Origin of the sequence: Brachybacterium sp. ACRRE (assembly GCF_022346485.1) — a bacterium.
In the GTDB taxonomy this organism is placed as follows: Bacteria; Actinomycetota; Actinomycetes; order Actinomycetales; family Dermabacteraceae; genus Brachybacterium; species Brachybacterium halotolerans.
In genome coordinates this window covers 63,611-73,895 of record NZ_JAKRMO010000016.1, presented here as the reverse complement: position 1 = coordinate 73,895, position 10,285 = coordinate 63,611, and the positions used below count along the sequence as shown (strand labels likewise).

Annotated in this window: 12 protein-coding genes; 3 read left to right on the top strand and 9 right to left on the bottom strand. The window is 70.0% G+C overall.

Going from position 1 to position 10,285, the window contains the following annotated elements:
* Window positions 1-155: 155 nt before the first annotated feature.
* The 5 genes from MHY49_RS06970 to MHY49_RS06950 all read right to left on the bottom strand — a co-directional run bounded on the left by MHY49_RS06970 (window position 156) and on the right by MHY49_RS06950 (window position 4,027).
* Complete coding sequence (locus MHY49_RS06970; protein WP_239203323.1) at window positions 156-458, bottom strand: hypothetical protein; 303 nt, start codon at window positions 456-458, stop codon at window positions 156-158.
* Entirely contained in the window at window positions 458-1,177 is a 720-nt protein-coding gene (locus MHY49_RS06965; protein WP_239203322.1) for a cytochrome c biogenesis CcdA family protein, read from the bottom strand. Before MHY49_RS06965 ends, MHY49_RS06970 begins: the two co-directional genes overlap by 1 nt.
* 54 nt (window positions 1,178-1,231) lie before the next feature.
* Window positions 1,232-1,621, bottom strand: a complete 390-nt coding sequence (locus MHY49_RS06960) for a TlpA disulfide reductase family protein (protein WP_255719616.1) — start codon at window positions 1,619-1,621, stop codon at window positions 1,232-1,234.
* A 439-nt stretch (window positions 1,622-2,060) separates the two neighbouring features.
* Window positions 2,061-2,555, bottom strand: coding sequence for a hypothetical protein (locus tag MHY49_RS06955; RefSeq protein WP_239203320.1), 495 nt, complete (start codon window positions 2,553-2,555; stop codon window positions 2,061-2,063).
* Window positions 2,556-2,845: 290 nt separating this feature from the next.
* On the bottom strand, window positions 2,846-4,027 hold the full coding sequence (locus MHY49_RS06950) for a permease (RefSeq protein WP_239203319.1): 1,182 nt from the start codon (window positions 4,025-4,027) through the stop codon (window positions 2,846-2,848).
* Between the two features lie 272 nt (window positions 4,028-4,299).
* Between MHY49_RS06950 and MHY49_RS06945 the strand changes: the two genes are divergently transcribed.
* From MHY49_RS06945 to MHY49_RS06935, 3 genes are all read left to right on the top strand, one after another.
* A complete protein-coding gene (locus MHY49_RS06945) occupies window positions 4,300-4,671 on the top strand; it encodes a metalloregulator ArsR/SmtB family transcription factor (RefSeq protein ID WP_239203318.1) in 372 nt (123 codons plus the stop codon).
* Window positions 4,668-5,774 carry a cation diffusion facilitator family transporter gene (locus MHY49_RS06940; protein ID WP_239203317.1) on the top strand — a complete coding sequence of 369 codons (1,107 nt, stop codon included), beginning with the start codon at window positions 4,668-4,670 and terminating at the stop codon, window positions 5,772-5,774. Before MHY49_RS06945 ends, MHY49_RS06940 begins: the two co-directional genes overlap by 4 nt.
* Window positions 5,775-5,939: 165 nt before the next feature.
* Window positions 5,940-6,239: a SemiSWEET family transporter gene (locus tag MHY49_RS06935; protein ID WP_239203316.1), complete on the top strand. Its 300-nt coding sequence runs from the start codon at window positions 5,940-5,942 to the stop codon at window positions 6,237-6,239.
* 195 nt (window positions 6,240-6,434) lie between these two features.
* Here the strand turns inward: MHY49_RS06935 and MHY49_RS06930 are convergent, their stop codons facing one another.
* From MHY49_RS06930 to MHY49_RS06915, 4 genes are all read right to left on the bottom strand, one after another.
* Complete coding sequence (locus tag MHY49_RS06930) at window positions 6,435-6,959, bottom strand: carboxymuconolactone decarboxylase family protein (protein ID WP_239203315.1); 525 nt, start codon at window positions 6,957-6,959, stop codon at window positions 6,435-6,437.
* Between the two features lie 42 nt (window positions 6,960-7,001).
* On the bottom strand, window positions 7,002-7,343 hold the full coding sequence (locus MHY49_RS06925) for a metal-sensitive transcriptional regulator (protein ID WP_255719614.1): 342 nt from the start codon (window positions 7,341-7,343) through the stop codon (window positions 7,002-7,004).
* Window positions 7,344-7,354: 11 nt separating this feature from the next.
* Complete coding sequence (locus tag MHY49_RS06920) at window positions 7,355-9,523, bottom strand: heavy metal translocating P-type ATPase (RefSeq protein ID WP_239203314.1); 2,169 nt, start codon at window positions 9,521-9,523, stop codon at window positions 7,355-7,357.
* Window positions 9,524-9,590: 67 nt separating this feature from the next.
* Window positions 9,591-10,184, bottom strand: coding sequence for a YdhK family protein (locus tag MHY49_RS06915; protein WP_239203313.1), 594 nt, complete (start codon window positions 10,182-10,184; stop codon window positions 9,591-9,593).
* Window positions 10,185-10,285 lie beyond the last annotated feature (101 nt).

Genomic DNA, 10,285 nt, shown 5'->3' with positions numbered 1-10,285 from the left:
AACACGATGGGATGGGTCCACTGGTGGAACACGTCCCGACTGCATGAAACTCTCGACTACCGCACCCCCGCAGCGGTCGAAGCGTCCTACACTCACCCCACGACGACCGCGCCCGCCTAACCACGGAACGAAACCCAGGGCGCTTCAGACAGTCGTCAGCGATGACTGCGGCGGCCGGACCGTTGGCCGCGGGCGGTGAGGATGATGCTGCCGACGACGCCGAGAAGGCCGGCCGCCGGGTAACCAAGCGCCAGGTCCTGCCAGCCCATGGCCAACGGGATCGGTCTCCACCCCAGGTGTGCCAGCCAGTGCGTGATGCCCATCACCACGGCCAGCACGATGAGGGTCCAGCCGGCGACGCGGCGTGGAGTCCAGACGCGGAGTTGGCGGTTCATCTCGCGTTGGCGTTGCCGCCGTCGTCGCTCGTCTGGGGTGCGGTTTCGGCGCGGCTGCTCCATCAGATCACCGTCACGAATCCGCTGATGGTTTGCCGGAGCGCGCCGATCACATTGGTCCACAGGCCGGTGGCCATGAGCAGGCCGACGATGATCATGGAGACGCCTCCGATGCGCATGATCAACTGTTGCCGGTTCCGCAGTGCGCGGGCGGCGGTGCTGATCTTGTTGAACGCGATCGCTGCGGCGATGAACGGGATGCCGAGTCCGAGCGTGTAGGCGATGGCCAGCCACGCCCCCTTCGCTGCGGTCGCCTGACTCATCGCCATGGTCAACACGACCCCGAGGGTCGGTCCGATGCACGGTGTCCAGCCCAGCCCGAAGACGAAGCCGATCAGCGGGGCCGCGAGAAGCCCGAAGCGGGGCAGCCAGCTGAGTCGCAGGTCTCGCTGGGCGAAGCGGAGGAGACCGGCGAAGGCCAGCCCGAGCCCGATCATGATCACCCCCATGACGCGGGTGACCGGGTCCTGCCACGTGACGAACCTGCTGCCCAGCAGCCCGGCCAGTGATGCGCTCGTCACGAAGACCACGCCGAACCCGGCGACGAACAGGCCGCTGCCCAGCAGGGTCCGTCCGAGTCGATGCCGTGAGCCGCCGGCCACGATGTCGGCGGCAGACATGCCGGTGGCGTAGGAGATGTAGCCGGGCAGCAGCGGGATGACGCAGGGGGAGAAGAACGACACCATACCGGCGAGGAAGGCGACCGGGAGGGCCACCGGCATCGACCCGCTCACCGACTGCGTCGCCCACGCCGCGAGTTGATCAAGCATGGCCGCTCACCTGCCGTTGGCGGTGTCGTCGATCAATTGGATCAGGGTGTCGCGATCGACCGGGCCCGTGATGCGGGCCGCGCTGCGCTGTTGCTTGTCGATCACCAGCGTCGTCGGGATGGCGGTGGTCGACAGCTGCCCGGAGAACTTGACCAACTGTTGCCCCTGGGGGTCGAAGATGCTCGGATACGGCATCTTCACGGCACGGCTGAACGCCCGCGCGGCATCGCGCTGGTCCCTGATGTTCAGGCCGACGAAGCGGGCGACCTTGGCCGTGCTCCGGCTCGCAGCGGCCAGATCCGGGGCCTCCTTGCGGCAGGGGCCGCACCACGACGCCCAGACATTGATCACCACGACCTTGCCCGGGTGCCTCGTGGTCGCCGTCCCCGAGCCCATGACCGTGGGCCCGTCGGCGACGGCGGCTCGTTGCCGGTCGGACGGCTTGAACAGAACCAGACCCGGGTCGGGGACGGCTCCACGACTGGTGCCTCCAGTCGGTGCTGCACCAGCACCGGGACTGCAGGCCGAGGTAACGAATAGAAGCGCTGTCGAGGCGGCGGCCGCGACAATGACACGTCGGGACGTGATTGGGGCCGTTCTTGCCAGCTGAAACATAGGGGTCTCCGAAGATGAGGCACGTCGATGCCGATCACCGAAGGCGGGCCGGTGCGCGGGAACTTCGCGCGAACCGGAGCACCCTCTGGGTGCGCGAGCTGGACGTGGCCATGCGGAAGGGAATGCGCAGACATCGTCTCGCCGCGGCGTCGGCGGCACGAGACGATGGCACGCCGGAAATCGTCGCGGCAGGGGAGGATTGACCGTCCCCGACCGTCGATCAGGTCAGGCAGATCCCGAGCATGAGCGGCGATCGCACCGCCGGCACACGCCGATAGTGCGGGTTCTGCCTGGCCTGGGCCGTGATCCGCGGCAGTAGGCGGATCACCGATGTGCCGGGACGGCGCAGCCTCCAGCTGACCAGGAGCACGACGAGGGCGATCATGCAGGCCGCCGCGAGCATCGGGCAGCTGCCGTCCCCTGATCCCTGGTCGGAATCGGAGGGAGAGTTCATCAAGAAGCCGCTGTTCACCGGCGCTGCGTGGAGAGAGGGCGACACCGCCGCCACCACGGTTGCCTGCCGGCCGTGGTCACCTGCGTTGAATTCGGCCGGGGCTGGCTGGTGCGGAGCCGCGGCGGCGGCCTGCGCCGCCGGCGACGTCTGTCCGGTGGATTGAGTGGTGACTACCGCCCCGAAAACGATCGCGACGGCCGCGATCAGGACGACAATCCAGCCGACGAATCGGCTGGATGTTCGGTCCGAGCGCACGTGCACGGGGACACCGTACCTCAGATTGCCTGGACTTCTTGCGCCGCCTTGGAGCCGGGTCAAGGCAAGCTGAGATGAGGACGACGACCCGGCTGTCCTCGGCGAGGCGGCGCTGCGCTTGGGCTCACACGACCCGGGGCTGCGTCACGACGAGCCGAAGCGGCTGCCGAGCTGGGCACAGGACGGGGATGCCCTGGGATGAGTAGCCGTCAGGACACGGCCGGAGCGGTGCCGGCCAGCCCGGGCAGCGGCTGGTCGCCGATCGGCTGGAGCCTGGCGGTCCGTGCCGGCCCAGGTCAGCTGTGGGCGGGCGAGCCGGAGCTGCCGGGTTCGGTGGATTCGGGGGATCCGCCCATCATGCGGAGCATGCTGCCGCTGCCGGTGCGGAAGAAGACCAGCAGCAGGAGGCCGGCGAGGGCGAGGAAGGCGATGTTGAGCCAGGTGGTGTAGTTCCAGCTGATCCCGGTCTCGCCGATGGACAGGTCCCGGGAGCTGGGGACGAGCCCGAGCGGGCCGAAGATCAGTTCGACGACGTACCCGGCGATCGCCATGGCGGCGTAGAAGATCAGGCTGATCCGGATGGTCGCCTTCCATCCGTAGTACTTCCGGTAGATCAGGAGGATCGGGATGATGATGAGGTCGGCGAACAGGAAGCTGACCACGCCGCCGAAGCTGATGCCGCCGTTCCACAGCACCGCCGCCAGCGGCACGTTCCCGACCGAGCAGACGAAGCTGATCACGGCCAGCAGCGGGCCGATCAGGGGGCCGAGGACGAACGCGGCGACCGGGTCGTGGGCGAAGAACGCCGCCTGGAGCCAGGACCGGGGCACCCATGCGGCGAAGGCCCCGGCGATCAGGAGGCCGAGGACGATGTCGCGGAGCACGGCGGCCCAGTCCATCACGAAGTAGCGGGAGACCGCGGTGACCCCGCGCCTGGACAGCAGCCTGGCCCAGAAGCCGGCGTCGCCCTGCACCGACATGTCCATGGCGGCGTGGCCCTCCATCGAACCGGCGAGGCCCTGATCGGCCTGCCGGCGCGCAGCGTCGACGATCTGACCGCGCATCCAGACCCGGAATCCGAGCGCGACCAGCGCGATCATGATCGGTCCGCCGACGAACTCCGCGGCGGTGAACTGCCAGCCCATGACGAACCACAGCACCAGCCCGAGCTCGAGCACCAGGTTGGTCGAGGCGATCTCGAAGGCCATCGCGGCCGCGAAGTGCGCGCCTTTGCGGAAGAGGGCCCGCGCCAGCGCGACAGCGGCGTAGGAGCACGACGAGGACGCAGCGCCGAACAGCGTCGAGACCGCGATGGACTTGGGCGAGTCGGCAGACATCAGCCGGGTGACGCGCTCCTTGCGCACGACTGCCTGGATCACGCCCGACAGCGTGAAGCCGAGGACGAGCGGCCACAGGATCTGCCATCCCATAGCACCGGCCATCGCCAGCGCACGACCGACCGCACTCACGACATCCACCAGAGATCCTCCTCCCCTCATCCTGTTCGGCGACGGCACGGCGCTCTCACCAGACACCGCAAGAGGTGACGTCGTCCGCCGCGACCGAGCCGGTGCCGCGCCCGATCGTGGTCCACGGACGGAGAACTACCCGCTGTCGAGAGCATCAAGCGGCGATGCGCTGCCGCTGCGACGAGGCGAACCAGAGCGCCGCCCCGCCTTCCTGGCCGAGCTGCACGGCCAGGAGCTGCGACGCGGAGGATCAGCAGGCGAGGATATGCAATAATCTGCGTATGGACGCAGATAAGCAGATGTGCGGGCTCGACCCGGACAGCCAGTACGTGGAGCTCGCCGTGGAGGTGTTCGGGCTCCTCGCCGACGCGACCCGGGTCCGGATCATCCTGGCGCTGCGCGGCAGCGACGAGCTGTCGGTGAACCGCCTCGCCGAGAGCGTGGGCAAGTCGCCGGCCGCGGTGTCGCAGCACCTGGCGAAGCTGCGGATGGCCCGGATCGTGTCGACCCGGCAGGACGGGCAACGGGTGTTCTACCGGCTGGAGAACGAGCACGCCTCCCAGCTGGTGTCCGACGCGATCTTCCAGGCCGAGCACTCCGTCGCCGACGGACGACTCCCGGCGCATCACCACCAGGAACGAGCACAAGCATGACCCAGCACAGCCACGCCCATCCGCACGCCGACCACGAGCACGAGGCCGCAGCGCTCGGGCACGGGCATGGGCATGAGCACGACGGGCATCCGCACGGTCACGACCATGGCCACTCCCACGGGCCCGGCCACTCCCACGACCACGGCGAGCACGGTCACTCGCACCCGACGGGGTTCAAGGGCTTCCTGTACGGGATCTTCGTGCCGCACTCCCACGACGCCGCCGACTCGATCGACGACGCGATGGAGGCGCACTCGGAGGGGATTCGGGCGCTGAAGATCAGCCTGGTGATCATGCTGGCCACGACCGTGCTGCAGGCCGTGGTCGTCGCATTCTCCGGGTCGGTGGCGCTGCTGGCCGACACGATCCACAACCTGTCCGATGCCCTGACCGCGGTGCCGCTGTGGATCGCGTTCGTGCTGTCGCGTCGGGTCGCCACCCGGAAGTACACCTACGGTTTCAACCGGGCCGAGGACCTCGCCGGGCTGTTCATCGTGCTGATGATCGCCCTGTCATCGGTGATCGCGGCGTGGGAGGCGATCGACCGGATCGTCCACCCGCGGACGATGGAGAACATCGGCTGGGTGATCGCCGCCGGCGTGATCGGCTTCCTCGGCAACGAGGCGGTCGCGGTCTACCGGATCCGGGTGGGGCGCAGGATCGGCTCGGCGGCGCTGGTCGCCGACGGCGTCCACGCCCGCACCGACGGCTTCACCTCCCTGGCCGTCGTCGCCGGCGGGATCGGCGTGCTGCTCGGCTTCCCGCTGGCCGACCCGATCGTCGGCCTGCTGATCTCCGCGATGATCGCGGTGCTGCTGATCGGCACCATCCGTTCGGTCGGCCGCCGGCTGATGGACGGCATCGAGCCCGAGCTGGTGGACCGGGCCGAGCACGCGCTGGAGCACCTGGCCGAGGTCGAGTCGGTGCAGCGGGTGCGGCTGCGCTGGGTCGGCCACCGGCTCCACGGCGACGCCGTCGTCCGTACCCGAGCAATGAGCCTGACCGACGCCGACCGGCTGGCGGGCGAGGCCGAGGCGTCGGTGAAGCGGCACCTGCCGAACGTGGACGAGATGGCCGTGCGGGTGACGGCCGCTGCTGGGTAGCTGTCCCGGCATCGGGTTCAACGCCGCGGCGGCTTCCTGGAAGGTGGCGCGGCGCTGCTGACTCGAAGCGCTGATTCGGTAGAATCTGCTTCGACGGCGCGTGCGCCCCCTTTCGGCTGGGAGGGCGTCGTCCCACGGCATGTGCGCTTCGCGATTGGAGTGCTCGTGCTCACCACTGTTCTCGCCGTCTGCGCTGCGACCTGGGGCGTGGTCATGGCGGTCGCCCCGCTGCTGCAACTGCGCAGGATGCTGCGCAGACGGTCTGCGGCTGACGTCTCCATCGGCTACCTGGCGCTTCTTCTGCCCGGATTCTGCCTGTGGGTCGGCTACGGAATTGCTTCCGGCGACATCGCCCTGGTCGTCCCCAACACGGTGGCGGCCGTCATCGCTGGCTTGACCGTCGCCGTCGCCGTGCGGCTTCGTCACGGCGCTGCCGGCGACGAGCCAAGAAGATCTCTGAGCTGACCAGATTCCACCTGACCGGCACCCGCTTCACCCGGGTTCACGCCGTCAAGCGTCCGCGCGACGTGGTCGGTGACGACGGACGGGCACTCTTCGCCGTCGGGCGCGACGCCCGCTGAGGCGACGCGCCGCCGGGAACCGGCCCGCCGGTCGGCGTTGCCTGCACCCGACGGACCGCTCTGCCGGGCGCTGCAGCTGTCAACGCTGTCCGCCGGGTGTGAGTCCGGCGACGAGGTTGAACGCGCCGGTGAGGATGTTGAGGGAGACGACGCCGACGACGTCGGCGATCGCCCGGTCGCTGTGGCCGAGCGCGCGGAGCTCGTCGACCTGCGCGTCGGTGACGGTGGCCGGCTCGCGGTAGACCCGCAGCCCGAGCCGGATGATCGCCGCGACGGCGGGGTCGGAGGAGGTGCCCTGGCGGGCGAGCTCGATCTCCTCCTCCGCGACGCCGAGCGATCGGGCGGCGTCTTCGTGCGAGGCCAGGCAGATCCCGCAGCCCTGCTGCGACTGGACCGCGATGGAGATCAGCTCGCTGACCCTGCGATCGAGCTTGGCGCGGCGCATGGCCCGGCTCAGCTGCAGGTACCCGCCGAGCACGGCGGGCGAGTGGGCCATGGTGGAGACCATGTCGCCGACGGTGCCGTGCCGCTCGACGAGGTCGCCGAGCAGCTCGCGGGACGCGCCGACGGCGGTCTCCGGGGTCAGCCGGTCGAAGCGGGGCATGGGGTTCCTCCTCCTCTGCGCGGACGCGCTGCTCGTCGGCCCTCAGGAGCGGACGAGGCGGTTGATGGCGTCGCTGGCTTCCTGGATCTTGGCGATGGCGGCATCGTCGTCGCCGAGCTTGGCGGCGTCGAGGACGCAGTGCTTGAGGTGGTCGTCGAGCAGGCCGGTGGCGACTCCCTGCAGAGCACGGGTGAGGGCGGAGACCTGGGTGAGGATGTCGATGCAGTACTTCTCGTCGTCGATCATCTTCGCGATCCCGCGGGCCTGGCCCTCGATGCGCCTCATCCGCTGGAGGTAGCGGTCCTTGTCGCTGATGTAGCCGTGCTGATGGGCCACAGTCTCGGTCTGTGTGGCGGTGCTGTCGGTGGCGCTGTCGGTGGTCATGAACGTGTCCTTCACTTCTGGCGCTCCAGGACGGAGCGGGTGCTGGCTTGGGGTGTGAGGTCGATGCGCCGCAGCAGCTGGGCGTTGAGGGCGACGACGACGGTGGAGATCGACATCAGGATCGCGCCGACCGACATGGGCAGGACGAACCCGACGGGGGCGAGGCCGCCGGCCGCGAGCGGGACGGAGATCAGGTTGTAGCCGGCGGCCCACCACAGGTTCTGCTTCATCTTCCGATAGGCGGCCCTCGACAGCTGGATGACCGAGAGCACGCTGCGCGGATCGGAGCTGGCCAGGATGACACCGGCGGAGGCGATGGCCACGTCGGTGCCGGCCCCGATGGCGACGCCGACGTCGGCCTGCGCGAGCGCGGGGGCGTCGTTGACGCCGTCGCCGACCATGGCGACCTTCTTGCCCTCGTGCTGGAGCGCGGCGACCTTCGCGGACTTGTCCTCGGGGCGGACGCCGGCGAAGACGCGGTCGATGCCGAGTTCCTGGCCGACCTCGTTCGCCACGGCTTCGGCGTCGCCGGTGATCATGACGACCTCGACCCCCAGCTGGTGGAGCGCGTCGACGGCGTCGCGGGACTCCGGCCGGACCTCGTCGGCGAGCCGGAGGCCGCCCAGCACCTTGCCGTCGCGCAGGACGTGCAGGATGATCGCGCCCTCGGCCCGCCACTCCTCGGCGGCTTCGATCTCCGACTGTCCGGTGTCCTCGAGCAGCCGGGGCCCGCCGACGCGGATCTCCTGCCCGGCGACGGTCGCGGTGACGCCGACGGCGGGCGAGGAGGAGAAGCCGCCGGCCCGCTCCAGGGCGAGGCCCTTCTCCTTGGCGGCGGCGACGATGGCCTTGGCGAGCGGGTGCTCGCTATCGGCCTCGGCCGAGGCGGCGAGGGCGAGGACGGCGTCGGCGTCCAGGTCGCCGGTCGGTTCGACGCCGGTGACGGTGGGCTCGCCGCGGGTGAGGGTGCCGGTCTTGTCGAACAGGACGGCGTCGACTTGGCGCATGGACTCCAGGGCGAGGCGGTCCTTGACCAGGACGCCGCCGCGGGCGGCGCGCTCGGTGGCGATGGAGACGACCAGCGGGATGGCCAGGCCCAGGGCGTGGGGGCAGGCGATGACGAGCACGGTGATGGTGCGCACGACCGCGTCGTCGGGGCTGCCGGCCAGGGTCCAGACGGTCGCGGTGACCAGGGCTGCTCCGAGGGCGAACCAGAACAGCCACGCGGCGGCGCGGTCGGCGATGCGCTGGGCGCGGGAGGAGGAGCCCTGCGCCTCGGCGACCAGCCGGTTGATGCCGGCCAGCGCGGTGTCGTCGCCGGTGGCGGTGATCTCCACGCGCAGGCCGGAGTCGGTGGCCACGGTGCCGGCGGTGACCGGGTCGCCCTCGCCGCGGGCGACCGGGCGGGACTCGCCGGTGATCATGGACTCGTCCATGTCGGCGCGGCCGTCGACGACGGTGCCGTCGGCCGGGACGCTGCCTCCGGGGCGGACGATGACGACGTCGCCGACGCGCAGCTCGGACGGGTCGACCGTCACGATCTCGTCGCCCTCGACGCGCTCGGCATCGTCGGGCAGCAGCGCGGCGAGGGAGTCCAGCGCCGAGGTGGTCTGGGCCAGGGAGCGCATCTCGATCCAGTGGCCCAGCAGCATGATGACGATCAGCAGCGCCAGCTCCCACCAGAACTCCAGCTCGTGGTGGACGAGCCCGAGCGTGGCGGCCCAGGAGGCGAGGAACGCGACGGTGATCCCGAGCGCGATCAGCAGCATCATCCCGGGCTGGCGGCTCTTCAACTCGCTCCAGGCCCCGGTCAGGAACGGCCGGCCGCCCCACGCGTACATGACGGTGCCGAGCACGCCGGCGACCCAGCCCGCCCAGCCCGGCACCGAGTAGCCCAGCAGCATCGCGAACATCGGGGAGAGCGCGACCACCGGGACCGCGATGACGAGGTTGATCCAGAACAGCCTGCGGAACTGGCCCACGTGGTCCCCGTGGCCTGCATGACCGCCGTGCTGGTCGTGCGAGGCGTGCCCAGTGGCGTGCCCCTGGTGCCCGGCGTGCGCTTCGGCATCATGGCCCGCGTGGCCGTGGTCCGGCATCGCCGTGGCCGGGTCCTCGTCTCGCGCCGGCGCGTCGGCGACGCTACCGCGGTGGTGCTGGTGCGGGTTCGGATCTGTCATCGGTCTGGTTCCCCTCGTCCGGGTCGTGCCCTGCTCCCGCGGATCCTCCAGGATCGCGGCGGCCGGCTCAGGAGGCCGGCTGAATCTCGCTCTCCACGACCCACTTGTGGTTGGTCATCGTCATCCCGTCGGCCTCGTAGTCGACCATGTAGACGGTCTGGTCGGTGGAGGAGGCGATGGTGGCCTTCGCGCCCTTCATGCCCTTCATGTGCTCGGCCTCCAGGGTGACCTCGGTGCCGTCGGCCAGCCGCTGGTCGCCGGCGTCCTTGATCTCCTGCTGCACGACCCACTTGTGGTCGGTGACCGGCTCCCCGCCGGTGGTGGGCGTGAAGTTCACCGCGTAGGTGTAGGTGTCGAAAGCACCGACGATCGTGGCCTTCGCCCCGTCCATGCCCTCCATGTGGTCGGCAGTGAGCCTCACCTCGGTGCCGACCGGGTACTTCGGGGATGCGGCCTTCTCGATGCCCGCCGGGGCGGGGCCGCCGTCCATCGGGTGCTCCATCTCGCCGCTGTCCGTGCTGCTGCTGCTGCTGCCGTGGCCCTGGTGGCTTCCCGAGGTAGCGGGCGACCCCTGGTCCTGCCCGCCGGTGCCGCAGCCGGTCAGCACCAGCGCTCCGCCGAGCACTCCTGCCGCGATGGTCGTCATGAGGCGCTTGCGCATAAAGTCTCCTGTTCGTTCGATCTGACCCGACCAACCTTATACCCCTATGGGGTATGTGGCAAATGGCTGACCGATATGCTCCTGGAGCGGTTGCTCCGGCC